Here is a 19,077-nt window from a genome sequence, read left to right on the forward strand (position 1 = left end):
TTGACATTCAGGAGTTATACGTGCGTATAGGAATACCGAAAGAGCCCACTGAAGGGCAAAAACTGGTATCCGCCACACCTGACACCGTAGGCAAACTGATTAAGTTGGGCTATGAGGTAATCGTCGAAGCCGGAGCAGGCTCCGATGCATCGTACCCTGACCAGCTTTATCGCGATGCCGGTGCCGAAGTGGTGGGACCGCAGGAAGTTTGGCAGGCAGACATTGTCACGACTTTGGACACCCCGCCGGAAGACAAAATTGACCAGCTGCGTGAAGATACCGTGCTGATTTCACGCCTCGGGGTGCGCATCCACCCCGAAATCGCCGAAGTGTTCGCTAAACGCAACGTGACCGCGATTTCGATGGACGCCGTACCCAGGATTACCCGCGCTCAGGCGATGGACGTGCTGTCCTCAATGGCAAACATCGCTGGTTACCGCGCGGTTATCGAAGCTGCCAACGCTTTCGGGCGCTTGTTCACCGGTCAAGTTACCGCCGCCGGCAAGATGCCTCCGGCTAAGGTTTACGTTATCGGCGCTGGTGTCGCCGGTTTGGCGGCGATTGGTACCGCAAACTCGATGGGTGCTATCGTCCAGGCCACCGACGTGCGTGCCGCCGCTGCCGAACAGGTGGAGTCTATGGGAGCCGAGTTCGTGGAGATCCCGGCGCCAGCCCAGGAATCCTCCGACGGCTACGCCAAGGAAATGAACGAGGATCAGGCCAAAGCGGCCCTGAAACTTTATACCGAGCAGGCGGCCGCTTCTGACATCGTCATTACTACCGCCCAGATTCCGGGTCGTCCCGCCCCGTTGCTGCTCACTGCAGAAGCGGTGGGGGGCATGAAGCCCGGTTCTGTCATCGTGGACATGGCTGGCGGCAACTGCGAACTGACCAAGGCCGGGGAAGTCATCGTCACCGACAACGGCGTGACCATCATCGGTTTCACTGACCTCGCCAACCGCCTGCCCGGCCAGGCCTCCCAGCTCTACGGGCAAAACATTGTGAACCTTATGAAACTCATGACCCCGGAAAAGGACGGCACCATCGTCTTTAACCTGGAGGACGAGGTCGTGCGGGCCATCACGATTGCCCACGAAAAGGACGTACTGTGGCCCCCGCCGCCCATTTCTGTCTCGGCGGCCCCGGCCAAGCCCGCCCCCGGCGCGTCGGCGCCCGCAGCGCCGGAGCCGGAAAAGCCAAAGTCCCACGCCATGCGGAACTTCTGGATTTTCGTGGCCGCCGTGCTGGGCATTGCCTTGGTCGCGGTGACACCGTTCTCGATGCTGCCCTACTACATCATTTTGGCGTTGGCGATTGTGGCCGGGTTCTACGTCATTACCAACGTGACGCACTCGTTGCACACCCCGCTGATGAGTGAAACGAACGCGATTTCGGGCATCATCTTGGTCGGCGCGATTCTGTCGCTGGCCCAATCGACCTCGTGGATTGTGACGGGTCTGGCGGGCCTGGCCATCCTCATCGCTTCCATCAACATTTTCGGCGGTTTCTTTGTGACCCACCGAATGCTCAAGATGTTCCAGAAGGAGGACTAAGCCATGTTGCACACACTTGTGAATTTTGCCGCTAACGCGACTGACCACGCCGACATGACCACCCTCGCCTACTGGAGCGATCACGTCGAATACTTCGCTTACCTCATTGCTGCCCTGCTGTTCATCATGGCCTTGGCGGGTCTGTCTAACCAGACCACTGCCCTGCGCGGCAACAAGTTCGGTATCGCCGGCATGAGCATCGCGCTCGTGTCGATTATCTTTGTCGCCCTGACGGCCACCCCCCCGGCAAACGCCGTGACCCACGTCGGTCAAACCGCCTCTATCCTGGCAGGATGTATGCTGCTGGGGGCGATTATCGGCTTGTGGAAAGCCAAGAACGTGAAGATGACGGGAATGCCCGAACTCATCGCCCTGCTGCACTCGTTTGTGGGTCTGGCGGCGGTGCTGGTCGGGTTCAACACCTTCATGGAACTTTCGGCCACCGACAACGCGGAAACCGTGCGCGACATGGGTTTCCACCTCGGCGAAGTCGGGATTGGCATCTTTATCGGCGCGGTGACCTTCACCGGATCCATCATTGCCTACCTGAAGCTGTCGGCAAAGATTAAAGGTAAGCCGTTGATGCTGCCGGCGCGTAACTTCCTCAATATCCTGATGATTTTGGCGGTTATCGCCATGATTGTGTGGATGATTGTGGCCAAGCGCACTGATCCGGCCGGTGCCGATGCCGCCCTGCTCCAGCAGCAGTGGATTGCTTTGGGCGTTCTGACCGCGATTTCCCTGGTGCTCGGTTTGCACCTGGTGGCCGCTATTGGCGGCGGAGATATGCCGGTGGTCGTGTCCATGCTGAACTCGTACTCCGGCTGGGCGGCGGCGGCGGCGGGCTTTATGCTGTCCAACCCGCTGTTGATCATCGTCGGCGCCCTGGTCGGTTCTTCCGGTGCGTTCCTGTCCTACATCATGTGTAAAGGCATGGGCCGCTCGTTTATCTCCGTTATCCTCGGCGGTTTCGGCGAGGGTGCGGGCCCGAAGCAGGAAGCCAAGGATTACGGCGAACACACCGAAATCAAGGCTCCCGAAGCCGCAGAGATTTTGAAGGGCGCCAAGTCCGTCATCATCACTCCCGGCTACGGCATGGCTACCGCCGGCGCGCAGTTTGCGGTCGCGGACTTGACCAAGAAGCTGCGTGAAGCGGGCGTCGAGGTTCGCTTCGGGATTCACCCGGTGGCGGGCCGTCTGCCCGGTCACATGAACGTGCTGTTGGCTGAGGCCAAAGTGCCTTATGACATCGTGCTGGAGATGGACGAGATTAACGACGACTTCCCGGACACGGACGTGGTCCTGGTCATAGGCGCGAACGACACCGTGAACCCCGACGCCTACGAGCCGGGCTCCCCAATTGCGGGGATGCCGGTGCTCCACGTCTGGGAGGCGGGGCGCGTGATTATCTTCAAGCGTTCGATGGCGACCGGCTACGCCGGGGTGCAAAACCCGCTGTTCTTTAACGAGAACTCGGACATGCTCTTCGGTGACGCCAAGGCCTCCGTGGAGGAAATCATCAAGAACCTGTGAGGTTTTGACCCTAGTTTTGGCGGAGGAATCACATTCCTCCGCCAAAACTATTTTTAGGCCCGCACTTTTGGCGAGGCGCGATACCTTGCCGGGGCGCACCGCGCTGCGACGACCGCAGGCGGGTTCGCTAGCCGAAAATAACCGGCCAGGTCGGCATACACCAGGTCACTTGGTCTAGGGCCTTATCGAGCTGGGTGCGGCTTTCAACGTACTTCGGGTTCTGTGCCGGGGGTGTGCCCTCTTCCAGGAGACGTTGCGCGGCCTCCAGGTCCGTGTACTCCGGGATTTCGCCGGATATCAACTGTGGTTCTATCTTTACAATCCGGTGCAGATTATCCAACGCCTCTTTCGCGGCTTTATCAGTTCCGGCAGCTGTGGCAAATTCTTCATAGTGCTTGGGAAGAATCTGCAAGAACTGCGCCCATTCGGGAGCTGCGTTGACAGTTCCCGAATTCGGGTCGGTCTGTTGGGATTGAATCTGAGCTACTCGTTGCGTAAACGTTTTTCCTTGGGGGGTCTGCTCCAGGAGGTCGCTCAACACCGCATCCATGGCTGCGCAGCCTTGAGAGCCGGCCTTCACCGGTGGCAGCTTGGTGTTGGGCCCGGCCGAAGATTTCACTGTCGGACCAGCCGGGCTCGGCTCGCCGTCCCCGGCGGAACGTGACCGCCACAGCCACCCTCCTGCCACTAGTGCCAAAGCCAGTATGGCAACGATTAGAATCACGAAACCGCTCGTGCGGTTAACCCGAAATGACACTGAACCCACCTGCCTTGCCTAAGGTTTATCCTGCGGAGCGCCCGACTAAGTAGCCAGAGGGCGAACCACATAAGGAGCGATACTGCGCCAGTTATAGAGGGCTCGTTGTCTGGCGTAGCCATAGTTGGACTCAATAATTTGGTTTGATCCCAGATATATCGCGACGTGATAGATACCGCCGCGTCCCTGCCAAAATACCAGGTCACCAGGACTTCTGTAGGCGAATGGAAGTTTCTGTAAACCGGGGTGTGCGTAAAGTTGTTTGGAACTGCGATAGGTGGGCGCCGCGTGGGCGATGACATTGATCGGCTGCGGGTCAATGCCAGCAGCATAGAGGGCTTGCAAAGCCAACCCTGAACAATCGTATCCATCTCCGTAACTGCCGGCTCCACCCCACGTGTAGGGGCTGCCAACCTGACTGCGGGCAAAGGAAAGCATGGCGTTCACTCGCTGGTCACGGTTTGCTGTTAGCGGCAGCGGTTGCATCTGGAAATTATCCATATCCCAAGGGCGTGTGGTCAGCCTGACCCAGGTTCCATAGTCCACCACGCCCGAGGCGGGCAACCCGATGCGACGTTGAAAGCGCATGACGGCATTCCTGGTTCTGCCATCAAAAGTCATACTGGCAGTCAGTGGAACCCCAACCCCTAGACGAGCGCGAACTTCACGCACCTTGGTGCCGTTCCATCCCGCTTGAGGTACCACGGTACCTGGCGGGGGAGTAATCCGCTCCACGGCCTGCAGGAAGGAGCCAGGAGCGACCCATCCCCGCACGATGGGTCGTGTCTGCGGGCAGGGCTTGGCAGGGTTTTGCGCATATTCATTGGCTGCGTTGAGAATGTCGGTGCTAACAGCGCCGTCGCCCCCCAGCGCAATGACTTTGTTGATGGCGCTGGTGCGGATATGTTCGCACACGGCGTAAGGCAACCAATCCCGTTCGGTAAACAGCAAGCTGCCATCATCGAGACGGCCTCCCGCGGCCACGCTGTCGGCCAAAACGAAACCATTGGTCAGGTAGGCAATATGTACATCAGGGCGGTTGTTCATAACCTGTTTGGAAACTTCCACCGCGGTCGCGAAACGATTCGGACCCGCTAGATACTTGGTGGGTTTGTAGGTTCCCAACTGGTTGTAGCCGAGTTGGACGATTTCCTTGGCGCCCAAACTCGAGATGACATCCATGGTGGCGTCAGAGAGCCCATATTCGCGCGAACCGAACAGAATCGGGCCGTTACGCATAGACGCACCGGCAAGGGAATCTGGCCCAATAACGCCTTGTGCACCAGTGCCATCAGTAACGTAGACTATGTCCGAACCGTAAGGGAAGGCGTATTTGGCAATCTCGTTAGCAGTCTCAAAACGGTCAGCTCCCGCTATCCGTCCCAGCTCGGTCGTCTCGGAGACTTTGGCCTGTTCCAGGACCTCCTGCGGAATCGCCCCCGTGCCTCCCAGCGCGACAACTTTCTCGGGCTTGATTTCATTTAAATAGGCTTTGACGGCCTCGTGTAAGTTTTGGCTGGCAGTGAGAACGACGGGACCATCCTGAAGCGAACCGGCCGCCATCGCGTCGGCGAGTTTCCACCCTTCTGCCAGATAGACAGTCTTTGGGGGAGTGGGGAAAGCCTGCCGGGCGATGGTGATGGCAGTCTCGAACCTGCTAGGCCCCGCCAACCTGGACACATCTGGGCGGGCCGCGGGAGCCGTGCCAGCAAGGGTGGGAACCAAACTCAGTCCATTGACGGGAACTGAGCTGTCGGGTGAGGCCGGGGAATCTGGGCTGGAAGCACCCGTAATATCGGGAGTGTTACTCTGCGGGGTTGGTGAACTGTCGGTTAGCGGGTCGGGGCTGACTGGCTCCTCAGTGATGGGCGTTTCCTGCGGGGCTGGGGACGGGTCAGTAGTGTCTTCGTCTGCGTAAGCGGGCGCTGTGGCAGCTATCAAACTGGCAGCAACGGCGAAGCAGGTTAATGTGCTAGCTAAAGCACGCGGTGAGTGTGTGCCGCGAAACAAAGTAAATCACCTGTCTAATCCAACCAATGAAAATCCGCATTCTTACAGGACAAATTGTATCTGCATCAGCATCAATAGTTCTGGAAATGTAATAGCAAATCGAATGATTGAGTTGCATCAACAGTGGAAACCGGAGCGCGGAAGGTGCGGACTGGCTCTAACTTTTATTACAGCCGCGGCTGGGGCAGTATCTGGCTGTCCCGAAATTGGGAGAGGCGGGCCCAATCCGGAGCTGATGGTGTAAAAAACGCGGCGGCGACGACGCCTTGCGTCGCCACCGCGAGAAATATGGAGCTTAGAGACTCAGAGCACGCCGTGATGTTTGGCGGCGGACTCGAAGCGGCCTTCGACCTCCGTCCAGTTCACCACGTTCCACCAGGCCTTGACATAGTCAGCCTTGACATTCAAGTAATCCAAGTAAAAAGCGTGCTCCCACATATCCAGCATGAGCAGCGGAATCTGAGCAATCGGAATGTTCGACTGCTGGTCGAACAGCTGGAAGATGACGGGGCGACCCGCCACGCTGTCCCAAGCCAGTACCGCCCAGCCGGAGCCTTGCAGTCCGGTAGCGGCCGCGGTGAAGTGCTTTTGGAAGGCTTCAAAAGAACCGAAGTATTCATCAATCGCTGCAGCGAGCTCGCCGCTGGGCCGGTCGGGGGTGGCGTTAGCTGGACCCATCATCTTCCAAAAAGCGGAGTGGTTCGCGTGTCCGCCCAGGTTGAAAGCGAGATCCTTTTCGAGCTGGTTGACCGTGGCAAAGTTGCCGGTCGCGCGGGCTTCTTCGAGCTTTTCCAAAGCCGTGTTTGCGCCGTTCACATAGTTGGCGTGGTGCTTGTCGTGGTGCAGCTGCATGATTTTGCCGGAGATATGTGGCTCGAGAGCAGCGTAATCGTAGGGGAGTTCGGGGAGGGTGTAAACCGCCATGTTTTGTTCCTAACTGTTGCAGTCAGATCCGGATTGACCCGACGGCTTGATTCTATCCGAGCATACGCGGGCTGTCTGCGGAGTATCGCCTAGAGCAAAATCCTGTCCGTTAAATTTTTCGCTCGGCGGGGAAATATGTAGAATGGTAGGCGCTGCTTTTTGCAGAATAACCAAATACCTGGAGGATTCGCCTAGTGGCCTATGGCGCACGCTTGGAAAGCGTGTTGGGTGCAAGCCCTCGGGGGTTCGAATCCCCCATCCTCCGCTGGTGGTGATGTCCGGCTTGTGCCGGGCGTCATTTTCATTTGCACAAGGTCGGTGGAGACCCTCGACGGCCAGCGGTTTCGCGTGGGGAATCTGTCGCCCCCCTGTGTTTTTCACCCCGCGCCTAGCCAAACAGCAACTTGCAAACGTTGGCGGAAATCAGGGGATACTCGGTTGGTTGCGGATAACTAGTGGGATTTGGGCTGCAGCTGCCAATAATGGCAGCTGCAGCCCATATCCCACCTTACAAATACGCGCACCCCGAAACTCACCAACAAACCGCCGACCAAATCGCCAGGGGGACCGGTTCCGAAAGCCCAATTTCCAAAAAAATCCCAAATAAAACCTATTTAAACGTTCCGGTATGCCATATATGGCACACCGACCCATTTAAATAGGTTTAACGCACTATCAGCGCGAAACAGAGCCGGATCAGAGCTGAATCAAAGCCGCACCAAAGCCGCATCAAAGGTAAAAGATGGGTATGTTTTTAGTTATATTTAGGTTTTGCCTGTAAACTAGCCTCGTGCCACAAAAGTGGTATAACCAGAAAGTTCAGCAATGGTGCTGATGGCGCCAAGCTGAGGATATCTTTGGAGGCTAACCTCGTGAAGAAGCAACTAACTGCCATCGCTGCTGCGGCAGCCCTGGCATTGACGATGACTGCTTGCAGCTCTGGCTCGGACGGCGGCAGCGCTGATGGCAAAACTGATCCCAACGCGGTAATCGTTGGTAATAATTCCGAGCCTCAACGCCCGCTGGTTCCGGCTGACACTAATGAGACCGGTGGCGGCTTGATTCTGGACCACATTTTTGCTGGCCTGGAATACTACGATGTCAAAGGCAACCCTCAGATGGAAGTTGCTGAATCTATTGAGTCTGAAGACAACCAGAACTGGACCATTAAGATTAAGGGCGATACCAAGTTCTCGGATGGCACTCCGGTGACTTCCAAGTCTTTCGTGGACGCCTGGAACCAGTCTGTGAAGCAAAGCATGCTCAACGCCAGCTTCTTTGAGTCCATTCAGGGCTATGACGAAGCGCTGAAAGTTGCGGAAGCCGCCATTGAAGCTGACAAAGAGAATGGGGTTGGCGACATGGATATGAGCGGCCTGAAGGTAGTGGATGACACCACCTTCACCGTGGCTTTGAACCAGCCGGAATCTGACTTCCCGCTGCGTTTAGGCTACTCGGCGTTCTACCCGCTGCCTGAGGCTGGTATCGGCGACCGAGCCAAGGTCAAGGCCTACGGTGCAAACCCCATTACCAACGGTCCTTACCTGGTGAAAAAGGATTCCTGGAAGCACAATGAACAGATTGAGCTGATCCCGAACCCGGATTACAAGGGTGACCGCATGCCGAAGAACGGCGGGGTGACTTTCAAGTTCTACTCCACCCAGGATGCGGCTTACAACGATTTGCAGTCGGGCGCTTTGGACGTGTTGGACGCTATTCCGGACTCCGCGTTCGGAACCTACCAGGATGAGTTGGGCGACCGCTCCGTCAACGAGCCTTCCGCTATCTTCCAGTCCTTCACCTTCCCGAAGTCTGACGCCCGTTTCCAGGGCGAGGCCGGAGCCTTGCGCTTGCAGGCTATCTCGATGGCGATTAACCGTGCAGAGATTTGCAAGACCATCTTCCAGGGTACTCGTACCCCCGCTACCGACTTCATTGCCCCGGTTATCCCCGGTCACAACGATTCGTTGAAGGGCAACGAGGTTCTGAAGTTCAACCCGAAAAAGGCTAAGGAACTGTGGAAGCAGGCTGACGCGATTGCACCGTGGACTGGCGATTTGCAACTGGCATACAACTCTGATGGTGGACACCAGGCCTGGGTTGATGCTGTTATGAACTCCATTAAGAACACTTTGGGTATTGAAGCCAAGGGTGCTCCTTACCCCGACTTTAAGTCCATTCGTAACGAAGTCACCAACCGCACCATTAAGACGGCGTTCCGTACCGGTTGGCAGGCGGACTACCCCTCGCCTTTCAACTTCCTCGGACCTCTCTACGGCACCGGTGGTTCTTCCAATGACGGCGATTACTCCAACCCGGATTTCGACAATCTGCTCAAACAGGCTCTGAACACCTCTGATCAGAAGGAAGCCTTTAAGATTTACGATCAGGCTCAGGAAATCCTGATGAAGGAATTGCCGACGATTCCGCTGTGGTACTCCAACGTCAACGGCGGTTGGGCAGAAGGCGTGCAGGGCGTCCAGTTCGACTGGCACTCCAAGCCGCTGTACTTCGACATCACCAAGTAATTTGGCGATAATTTGAGCTTGACTTGACGCGTCGAAAGACCGCCATAAAAGCCTGAAAATTGAACGACTGCGGCCTGGGTGGGAAATATCACTCCCAGGCCGCAGTTACGTTTTCACTACCTTATCGGGGTAGAATCATTGGGTTATTTCGATTTTGACAAGGAGGCGCCGTGGGACGATATCTCGGCCGCAGGCTCCTGCAGATTATTCCAGTGATGTTGGGTGCGACGCTGCTCATCTACGCGCTGGTGTTCCTGATGCCAGGCGATCCGATTCAAGCCCTGGGCGGCGATCGTGGTTTGAGCGAGGCTGCCGCCGCCGCCATGCGCCGGCGTTACCACTTGGATCAGCCATTCATCGTTCAATATCTGCTCTATTTGAAAGGCATCTTTACCCTGGACTTCGGGCTGACGTTCTCAGGGCGCGAAGTTACCGAAGTTATGGCTTCGGCTTTCCCCGTGACGATTAAGCTGGCTTTGATGGCTTTGGCGTTCGAAGCAATCTTTGGGATTGTGTTCGGGACGATTGCGGGTCTGAAGCGCGGGGGTATTTTTGATGCCACGGTTTTGGTAGTTTCGCTGTTCGTCATTGCCGTGCCGACCTTCGTCATTGGTTTTGTGATGCAGTTCCTCATAGGGGTGAAGCTCGGGTGGCTACCCACTACCGTTGGGGCAAACACGTCCTTCGAAAGGCTACTGATGCCTGCCATCGTGTTGGGGGCGGTGTCCTTCGCATATGTGCTGCGTTTGACCCGCCAGTCCGTGTCCGAGACCGTGTCGGCGGACCATGTGCGTACCGCTTACGCCAAGGGGTTGCGTCCCGGACGAGTTATCCGGGTTCACATCCTGCGTAACTCGCTGATTCCGGTTGCGACCTTCCTGGGGGCTGACCTGGGAGCGCTGATGGGTGGAGCCATCGTGACCGAGGGTATTTTTGCCATCAACGGGGTGGGCGGCAATATTTACCAAGCCATTATCAAAGGCGAACCTGCCACAGTCGTCTCCTTTACCACCGTACTGGTGATGGTCTACATCTTGGCGAACCTCATCGTCGACCTGATGTACGCCCTCCTGGACCCGCGGATTCGCTACGAGTAAAGGAGGGGGAACATGGCAAACGAAAACGAGAACACTGTGGAAACGAAAACTTTGCCCGGACAGTCCCACTACGTTTCGGAAATCGACGAAACCGGTCTGGGGGCGGTAGATGCCGTAGCTGACGACCGCGCTCCTTCCTCCATGTGGGGAGAGGCGTGGAAGTACCTCCGCAAACGTCCCCTGTTTTGGGTGGCGGCTGCCATTATCTTGTTCGCTGTCATGCTGGCGGCTTTTCCCAGCCTGTTCACCAGCGTGGATCCGAAGTTTTGCGAACTAAAGAACTCTTACGGTCAACCCGGTGCCGGACACCCGTTCGGATTTGACCGGCAGGGCTGCGACATTATGGCGCGTACCGTTTACGGGGCGCGCGCCTCCGTGATTGTGGGAATCTTGACCACCGTGGTGGTGGTGCTCATTGGCGGCACGTTTGGAACCTTGGCGGGTTTCTTTGGCGGCTGGTTGGACTCGGTCCTTTCCCGTATCACTGACATTATTTTCGCGGTACCATTCCTGCTGGCAGCCATCGTGGTGATGCAGATGTTCAGGGAAAACCGCACCATCTTTACGGTAGTTTTGGTGTTGGCGGTGTTCGGGTGGCCGCAAATCGCGCGTATTACCCGCGGAGCCGTGATGCAAACCAAGAACGAAGAATTCGTCAATGCCGCCAAGGCGTTGGGCGAAAGTAAGGTCCGTATCATCCTGCGCCACATCGTGCCTAACGCGACCGCTCCGATGATTGTTTACGCCACCGTGGCCCTGGGGACGTTCATTGTGTCAGAAGCGACGCTGTCCTTCCTGGGTGTCGGCTTGCCTTCTGACGTGGTCAGCTGGGGCGGAGATATTTCCCGCGCTCAGTCCGCGCTGCGTCAAAACCCGTCAGTTCTGTTCTATCCGGCTGGCGCGCTGGCCATGACCGTTTTGAGCTTCATCATGATGGGTGACGTGGTTCGCGATGCCCTCGATCCGAAAGCGAGGAAGTAACGTTGAGTGACAGTGCAAAGAACCTCAGCGAGGCCGCAGCCGAAGCCTCGGGGATGCCGGTTTTAACTCAGGAGCTGGAAGGCGCTGATCAGCCGGCTACCGCCGCCGAGATGGAAGCGACTAAAGATGAGCTGATTCTGCGTTCGGCATCTTACGCCGCCGTGAAAGCGGGCTCGACCGTGCCCCTGCTGGAAGTCGTCGATTTGGAAGTCGCTTTCCAGTCCTCCACCGGCATGGTTCCCGCCGTACGCAAAGCCAACTTCTGTGTCTATCCCGGCCAGACCATCGCTATTGTGGGCGAGTCCGGGTCAGGTAAGTCTACGGCGGCCTCCGCCATCATCGGGTTGCTTCCCGGTACGGGCAAGGTCGTGGGCGGCAAGATTCTGTTCCAGGGTCACGACATCACCAAGTTGGGTCGGCGCCAATACGTTGAGCTGCGCGGTTCGCATATCGGCATGGTGCCCCAAGACCCCATGTCGAACCTGAACCCGGTGTGGAAAATCGGTTTCCAGGTGCGCGAAGCCCTGCGGGCCAACGGTAAAGCCAAGGGTCGCGAGGACGAGCGCGTGGTGGAACTGCTGGAGGAAGCGGGACTGCCGGACGCGAAACGGCGCGCGAAACAATACCCCCACGAATTTTCCGGTGGAATGCGCCAGCGTGCCCTTATCGCCATTGGTTTGGCTGCCGATCCGCGGCTGTTGATTGCCGATGAACCGACTTCCGCCCTGGACGTCACGGTGCAGCGGCGTATCCTCGACCACCTGCAGAATCAGACGCACGAGCGCGGGACTTCGGTATTGTTTATCACGCACGACTTGGGTCTGGCCGCGGAACGGGCTTCGCACCTGGTCGTCATGCACCGGGGGCGCGTGGTGGAATCTGGCCCGGCCTTGGATATTTTGAAACAGCCGCAGCACCCCTACACGAAGCGCCTGGTCAGTGCCGCGCCGTCCCTGGCTTCGCACCGCATCCAAGCGGCTAAGCAACGCGGCGAAGTTTCTGACGAGCTGCTGACTTTCGGAGCCAGCCGGGAGGAATACAAGGACGAAATCATCCGGGTCGAAAACCTGACCAAGATTTTCGACGTGCGCGGGGCAAAAGGCGCGGCCAAGAAGCTCAAGGCGGTCGACGATGTGTCCTTTGGCCTGCGCAAAGGCACGACTTTGGCGCTGGTGGGCGAATCCGGTTCCGGGAAATCCACGGTGGCAAACATTATTTTGAACCTGCTCGACCCCACTTCGGGCAAGGTTTATTACGAAGGCACCGACCTGTCGACCCTGAACAAACGCGAACTGTTCGATATGCGGGCGAAAATGCAGGTCGTCTTCCAAAACCCCTACGGATCACTCGACCCCATGTTCAGTGTGTACCGCTGTATCGAGGAACCGTTGCTGGTGCATCGAAAGGGCGACCGGAAGGCTCGTGAAGAGCGCGTGGCCCAGCTGTTGGACGCGGTAGCCCTGCCGCGTTCGGCGATGCGCCGCTACCCCGGAGAGCTGTCCGGCGGTCAGCGTCAGCGCGTCGCGATTGCCCGAGCGTTGGCGTTACATCCCGAGATTATCGTTTTGGACGAGGCCGTTTCTGCCCTGGACGTGTTGGTGCAGGAACAGATTTTGCAACTGTTGGCTGAGATTCAGCACCGGGAACACATCAGTTACCTGTTCATCACCCACGACCTGGCGGTAGTGCGTCAGATGGCTGATGACGTGGTGGTGATGCAGGAAGGCCGGGTCATGGAAACCGGTTTGACTGACGAAATCTTTGATCACCCGACCGAGGCTTACACCAGGGATCTGATTGACGCGATTCCCGGCGCCAAGATTCCGTTGTTCACCGGCGAGTAAGCGGCGTTACAATAGGGCGTTGTTTTTGGAAAACCGGTAACTACAGAAAAGGGTTTATGGCACAGCGTCAAGATATCCGAAATGTCGCCATCGTCGCGCACGTCGATCACGGGAAAACGACCCTGGTCGACGCCATGTTGAAACAGGCTCATGCCGAGGGACTCCGGGCGGACGGCCCGGAACGGGTCATGGATTCGGGCGACTTGGAGCGTGAAAAAGGCATCACTATCCTGGCTAAAAACACGGCGGTCAAGTATTCCGGTCCGGCAGCTGTGGATAGCGGATGTCCCCAGGGCGTCACCATTAACGTGGTCGATACCCCTGGTCACGCTGATTTCGGAGGAGAGGTTGAGCGCGGCCTGTCGATGGTGGACGGGGTCGTGCTACTGGTGGACGCGTCAGAAGGTCCCCTGCCCCAGACTCGTTTCGTGTTGCGCAAGGCGTTGGCGGCGCGTCTGCCGGTCGTGTTGGTCATCAATAAGGTCGACCGCCCCGATGCGCGTATCGATGAAGTTGTTTCCGAGGCGACCGACCTGTTGTTGACGTTGGCCACTGACTTGGAAGCCAGCGGGGAACTCGGTGAGGAAGGTTTGGACCTGGACCAGCTGCTGGATCTGCCGATTATCTACGCTTCGGCCAAGGTCGGGGCGGCCTCACTGACAAATCCCGGCAACGGCAACGTCCCTGACGGCGACCTGGAGTGCCTGTTTGAGGCCATTTTGCAACATATTCCGGGACCCACCTATGATCCGGAAGCCCCCCTGCAGGCGCACGTCACAAACCTCGATGCCTCTCAATTCCTGGGCCGCCTAGCACTGCTGCGGATTCACAACGGAACCATCCGGCAAGGTCAGACAGTGGGTTGGGCTCGTCAGGACGGCATGGTAGAAACCGTTAAGATTACCCAGTTGCTGGCCACGCACGGCCTGGAACGGGTCCCCGCCGAGTCGGCAAAATACGGGGATATTGTGGCGGTGGCCGGCATCGAGGACATCACTATCGGAGAGTCCTTGGTTGACGTGGACGACCCGCGTCCCCTGCCGCTGATTCGGGTGGACGAACCGGCAATTTCCATGACGATTGGTATCAACACTTCGCCGTTTGCTGGGCGGGTGAAAGACGCAAAAGTTACCGCTCGCCAGGTCAAGGATCGTTTGGAGCGAGAACTGGTGGGTAACGTGTCCTTGCGAATTGTGGATATTGGGCGACCGGACGCCTGGGAGGTACAGGGGCGCGGCGAGTTGGCTCTGGCAATCTTGGTCGAACAGATGCGCCGGGAAGGCTACGAACTGACCGCCGGAAAACCGCAGGTCGTGACGAAAACGGAAAACGGCAAACTGATGGAGCCGATGGAGGCCCTGACCGTGGACGTCCCGGAGGAACACTTGGGAACGGTGACACAGCTGCTGGCGGCGCGCAAAGGTCAGATGAAGACAATGACCAACCACGGAACCGGCTGGGTGCGTCTGGAATTTACCGTGCCGAGCCGCGGTTTGATTGGTTTTCGGACCCGGTTTTTGACCGAGACGCGCGGCACCGGGATTGCCTCCTCGGTCAGTTCCGGGTGGGCGCCGTGGCAGGGCGACATCGAAGGGCGCGCGACCGGCTCGCTCATCGCGGACCGCGCCGGGAAAGCCAGTCCTTACGCCATGATTAAACTGCAGGAGCGCGGCAACTTCATCATCCAGCCCGGCTCGCAGGTTTATGAAGGCCAGGTCGTGGGCGAGAACCCACGCGGCGAGGACATGATTGTCAACATTACCAAGGAAAAACAGCAGACCAACATGCGTTCCTCCACCCAGGACGCTTTTGAAGGCCTGACCCCGCCGATGAACTTCACCTTAGAGGAAAGCCTGGAATTTGCCGGAAATGATGAATGTGTGGAGGTAACTCCCGAAGCCGTGCGGATTCGTAAGGTAATCTTAGATACGGAAACACGCTACAAAGATGCGGCGCGTCGTCGCCGCGAGCAGTAACTCGGCGGAAAAACCAAGAGCGTATACCTCGAGGGGAATCGATGGGTAAACCAGACGTGAATAACGGTGCGGGGCCGGGTGCCTCCCCCAAGGGGTCGCGTCCCGCTCGGCCCAAATTTGTTTCCCGACCCGTTTCCCGCCCCGCAAAGCCGGCAGGAAAAGCGCCGGGCGGGGTGCGAGCTGCCAACGCCGCCGAAATGTTCCCTGGTTTCGCACAAGACAAGAAACGTAGCGGCAAGGTTCCGGTGGCCATCGGCGTGGTTATTGGGGTTTTGGCCTTGGCCTACGTCGGATTGGCACTAGCCGTGTCGGGCAGTATGCCCCGAGGATCGTCTTTTGCGGGGGTTTCTGTTGGTGAGATGACCCCCGATGCCGCCATCAAGAAGCTCGATTCCGAGTTGGGGGACAAGCTGAAGCAACCTTTCCCGGTGAAACTGGGCGCCAAGACAGCGAACATCGATCCGGCCGTGGCGGGGCTGCAGCCCGATTTCGCCTCTTCCGTGCATGAGGTCGCCGATTTCTCCTTGAATCCGGTGAAGATTATCGCTCATCTCGGGGGTGCCGGAGCGCTGGACTTGAAATCGAAAATTGACGAGAAAGCGCTGGACAAAGCCGTTTCCGCGGCGGCCGCGGATTTAAAGGCCCCGCCGCAGGAAGCTGGTTTTAATTGCCAGGCGGGTCAGCTGAAACCGGTCAAGCCCGGTCCGGGGCGGGATCTGGACCTGAAAGCCGCAACCGCCCTGCTGCAAACCTCGTGGTGGAAGCAAGGAGACCCCCTGGAACTTCCCGGCAAATCTAGTGCGCCGAAGTCGACCCAGGCGCATCTGGACGAAGCCACTAAGGGCGAGGCGAAAACCCTGATGAGCGCCCCGGTGAAGCTCAACGTGGGCGGGCAAAGCCTGGACATTCCTACTGCGGAACTGTGTCAGGACGTAACTTGGTCCCTGCGCGATGATGAACTGAAGGCCAGTTTAGACGGAGAGAAACTAAAGAAGTTCACCTTGGAGAACACCAAAGGCTTAGAAACCGAGCCGGTTGACGCTAGTTTCAGCTTTGCGTCCGGATCCCCGCAGGTAGTGGCGTCTCACGACGGGACAAAACTTGATCCGAAAAAATTGGCCGACCGCGTAACCTTGGGAGCGACTTCGGAGGAAAACCGTGAGGTGATCGTGGATTTGACCCCGATTCCTCCGGCGTTTAGCACCGATGATGCGAATAAAGCCGGGGTGACAGAGATTATTGGCGAGTTCGCCACCCCGCTGACTCCTGATGGCATCAGAACCGGCAACTTGACCAAAGCCGCCCAAATTTTGACGGGGAAAGTTTACTTGCCGAATAAGGACTTTTCCTTAGAGCGAGACTTAGGTCCGATTACGGCCGAGAATGGATGGCATTACTCCGGGGTTTTTGAAAACGGCGTGCACACCCAAGCCCTCGGCGGTGGCTTGTCGCAGATGTGTGTCACGACCCTGAATGCGGCTTGGTTCGCGGGTATGGATTTGATTGAGTTCAATCCTCACGGAGTTTACTTCACCAGGTACCCGGCCGGGCGGGAATGTACCTTGTGGACCGGTTCCCTGGATTTGAAGTGGAAAAACCCGAACCCGACTCCTGTTGTGCTGCAAGGGTGGACTGGCGGAGGCCAGTTGCATATGCGTATCTGGGGCACCAAGTATTACACCGTGGAGTCAACGCAAAGTCCCCGGACGAACTATGTACAGCCCAAGACTACTGTCAACAATTGGTCCAAGTGTGTGCCCTCCGGAGCAGGTCAGCCCGGTTTTACTATCAGCAACACGCGGACCCGCTACCTGAACGGCAAAAAGGTAGATTCCAAAACTTACACTCACACCTACGCGCCGGATAATGCGGTAGTGTGCGCGAAGGATTTAGCCGCTCAACAAGCTAGTGAAGACGCAGCCCCGTCCCAAGACACAGACGACTAGCCGACAGGTGAACCTGAGACGACACGGGGTAGGATAGACCTATGACTTACGTGATAGCTCAACCTTGTGTAGATGTGAAAGATAAGGCTTGCGTTGACGAGTGCCCGGTGGACTGCATTTATGAAGGTGAACGCACCCTGTACATCAATCCGCTGGAGTGTGTGGATTGCGGAGCTTGCGAGCCGGTGTGCCCGCCGCAGGCAATCTATTATGAAGACGACTTGCCCGCGCCGTGGACGGACTTCTTGCGGGCAAACCGGGACTTTTTCGCCGACTTTGAAAACCCGACTCCCGGAGGGGCCTCGGTAGTGGGCAAGGTCGACAAGGACGACCCGATGGTCGCCGCGCTACCTCCCCAGGGTTGATTTCTGTACCGTTCGGTGTATTTTCCCTCGGCTGACAGAACGCCCCCTCAACGTACGAGACGGTGCGAATCGCAACGGCATCGCTCTTGTGATTTCCATATAAATTATTGATGGTAAAACCATTGGACGAAACACGGGTAGGGGAGTACTATATTTCTAAGGACTTAAGTCCCAAAGCTCCCAAGCCTGGCAATGCTGCCGGACCAGCGCTTATATGAAAATCAAAATGATCGAGGAGGAATCTCATGGGTGAGAAAAACGGAGAGTACTTTATTCAATCTGACCAGAAGCGATTGGATACCCCTTTCCACCAAGCCACGCAAGGCAACAGCGGTCTTGAAATCAACAAACTGCTGAGTACCACTGGCAACGTCACTTTGGACTACGGTTTTGGCAACACTGCCAACTGTGAATCCAAGGTGACTTACATTGACGGCGCCAAAGGGGTGCTGCGTTACCGCGGTTACCCGATTGAGGAACTGGCTCGTGAATCCAGTTTCGTGGAGGTCGCTTACCTCTTGATTTATGGTGACCTGCCCAACGCGAAGTCCCTGGAAACTTTCACCCATAAAATCAAGCGCAACCGCCTGTTGCCCGAAGACTTCAAGGCCTTCTTTACGGCCTTCCCCTCTAACGGTCACCCCATGTCAATGCTCCAGGCGGGCGTTGCCGGTCTGGCGACCTACTATGAGGACACTTTGAACCCCCTCGACCCCGAACAGCTCGAAGAAGCCACGATTCAGCTGATTGCCAAGCTCTCCGTCATGGTCGCGACCATCGCGAAGCGTGCCGCCGGTCTGCCTCAGCTGTACCCGGATGCGTCTCGTGACCTGACCGAGGACTTTATCCGGATGTGTTTCGGGCTGCCCTACCAGTCCTTCGATATCGATCCGGCGATGGTTCGCGCTTTGGACCGCCTGTTCATTCTGCACGCCGACCACGAACAGAACTGCTCGACCTCGACGGTGCGTTTCGTGGGCTCCTCTCATGCGAACCTTTACACTTCGGTGGCATCCGGGGTGGGCGCGTTGGCCGGTCCGCTGCACGGCGGGGCTAACGAGGCAGTGCTGCGAATGCTGATTCAGCTGCGGGACACGGATATGACGGTTAAGACTTTCGTCGAAAAGGTTAAGAACAAGGAAGACGGTATCAAGCTGATGGGCTTTGGTCACCGTGTGTACAAGGCTTACGACCCGCGCGCCGCCCTAGTGAAGGAATCCGCCCACGAAGTCTTGAGCCGTTTGGGCAAGGCCGACAAGCTGCTGGACTTGGCGCTGGAGCTGGAGGGCATCGCGCTGAGCGACGACTACTTCGTTTCCCGTAACCTCTACCCGAACGTGGACTTCTACACTGGCTTGATTTACCGCGCGATGGGCTTCCCGATGAAGATGTTTACCCCGTTGTTTGCGGTGGGCCGTCTGCCGGGCTGGATTGCCCAGTATCGCGAAATGGTTGCCGATCCGGCCACCAAGATTGCTCGCCCGCGTCAGGTTTACATCGGACACACCGAGCGTCACTACGAGAACCTGCGTTCCCGTTCTGCCAGGTAAGCGGCTTTTTGTG

General features: G+C 57.5%; 13 protein-coding genes and 1 tRNA gene. 11 read left to right on the forward strand and 3 right to left on the reverse strand.

Features of this window, described 5'->3' with window-relative positions; all coding sequences use genetic code 11:
- The first annotated feature begins 20 nt into the window (after window positions 1-20).
- On the forward strand, window positions 21-1,553 hold the full coding sequence (locus tag RDL66_RS03240) for a Re/Si-specific NAD(P)(+) transhydrogenase subunit alpha (RefSeq protein ID WP_299296396.1): 1,533 nt from the start codon (window positions 21-23) through the stop codon (window positions 1,551-1,553).
- 3 nt (window positions 1,554-1,556) lie between these two features.
- Window positions 1,557-3,086, forward strand: coding sequence for an NAD(P)(+) transhydrogenase (Re/Si-specific) subunit beta (locus tag RDL66_RS03245; RefSeq protein ID WP_299296395.1), 1,530 nt, complete (start codon window positions 1,557-1,559; stop codon window positions 3,084-3,086).
- A gap of 127 nt (window positions 3,087-3,213) precedes the next feature.
- On the opposite strand, the gene RDL66_RS03250 is transcribed toward RDL66_RS03245, so the two are convergent.
- The 3 genes from RDL66_RS03250 to RDL66_RS03260 all read right to left on the reverse strand — a co-directional run bounded on the left by RDL66_RS03250 (window position 3,214) and on the right by RDL66_RS03260 (window position 6,777).
- A complete protein-coding gene (locus RDL66_RS03250; protein ID WP_299296394.1) occupies window positions 3,214-3,810 on the reverse strand; it encodes a hypothetical protein in 597 nt (198 codons plus the stop codon).
- A 78-nt stretch (window positions 3,811-3,888) separates the two neighbouring features.
- Window positions 3,889-5,784 (reverse strand): cell wall-binding repeat-containing protein, encoded by a 1,896-nt coding sequence (locus RDL66_RS03255; RefSeq protein ID WP_299296393.1) that lies wholly within the window; start codon window positions 5,782-5,784, stop codon window positions 3,889-3,891.
- A gap of 372 nt (window positions 5,785-6,156) precedes the next feature.
- A complete protein-coding gene (locus RDL66_RS03260; protein ID WP_299296392.1) occupies window positions 6,157-6,777 on the reverse strand; it encodes a superoxide dismutase in 621 nt (206 codons plus the stop codon).
- A gap of 180 nt (window positions 6,778-6,957) precedes the next feature.
- Here RDL66_RS03260 and RDL66_RS03265 point away from each other — a divergent pair.
- The 9 genes from RDL66_RS03265 (at window position 6,958) to RDL66_RS03305 (ending at window position 19,064) form a co-directional block, all read left to right on the forward strand.
- Window positions 6,958-7,042, forward strand: a tRNA-Ser gene (locus RDL66_RS03265).
- A 658-nt stretch (window positions 7,043-7,700) separates the two neighbouring features.
- The gene (locus RDL66_RS03270) at window positions 7,701-9,305 is read left to right on the forward strand and encodes an ABC transporter substrate-binding protein (RefSeq protein ID WP_308535224.1); all 1,605 of its coding nucleotides are present in this window, start codon (window positions 7,701-7,703) and stop codon (window positions 9,303-9,305) included.
- A gap of 170 nt (window positions 9,306-9,475) precedes the next feature.
- Window positions 9,476-10,402, forward strand: a complete 927-nt coding sequence (locus RDL66_RS03275; protein WP_295027397.1) for an ABC transporter permease — start codon at window positions 9,476-9,478, stop codon at window positions 10,400-10,402.
- Between the two features lie 12 nt (window positions 10,403-10,414).
- Window positions 10,415-11,383, forward strand: a complete 969-nt coding sequence (locus RDL66_RS03280) for an ABC transporter permease (RefSeq protein ID WP_308535158.1) — start codon at window positions 10,415-10,417, stop codon at window positions 11,381-11,383.
- A gap of 2 nt (window positions 11,384-11,385) precedes the next feature.
- Window positions 11,386-13,227, forward strand: a complete 1,842-nt coding sequence (locus RDL66_RS03285; RefSeq protein WP_308535160.1) for an ABC transporter ATP-binding protein — start codon at window positions 11,386-11,388, stop codon at window positions 13,225-13,227.
- 56 nt (window positions 13,228-13,283) lie between these two features.
- The gene (gene typA, locus RDL66_RS03290) at window positions 13,284-15,203 is read left to right on the forward strand and encodes a translational GTPase TypA (protein WP_308535161.1); all 1,920 of its coding nucleotides are present in this window, start codon (window positions 13,284-13,286) and stop codon (window positions 15,201-15,203) included.
- A 41-nt stretch (window positions 15,204-15,244) separates the two neighbouring features.
- Window positions 15,245-17,149: a VanW family protein gene (locus RDL66_RS03295; RefSeq protein WP_308535162.1), complete on the forward strand. Its 1,905-nt coding sequence runs from the start codon at window positions 15,245-15,247 to the stop codon at window positions 17,147-17,149.
- Window positions 17,150-17,190: 41 nt separating this feature from the next.
- A complete protein-coding gene (fdxA, locus tag RDL66_RS03300; RefSeq protein ID WP_299296381.1) occupies window positions 17,191-17,514 on the forward strand; it encodes a ferredoxin in 324 nt (107 codons plus the stop codon).
- Between the two features lie 245 nt (window positions 17,515-17,759).
- The gene (locus RDL66_RS03305; protein ID WP_308535165.1) at window positions 17,760-19,064 is read left to right on the forward strand and encodes a citrate synthase; all 1,305 of its coding nucleotides are present in this window, start codon (window positions 17,760-17,762) and stop codon (window positions 19,062-19,064) included.
- Window positions 19,065-19,077 lie beyond the last annotated feature (13 nt).

The organism is uncultured Mobiluncus sp. (assembly GCF_902488535.1).
Classification (GTDB): domain Bacteria; phylum Actinomycetota; class Actinomycetes; order Actinomycetales; family Actinomycetaceae; genus Mobiluncus.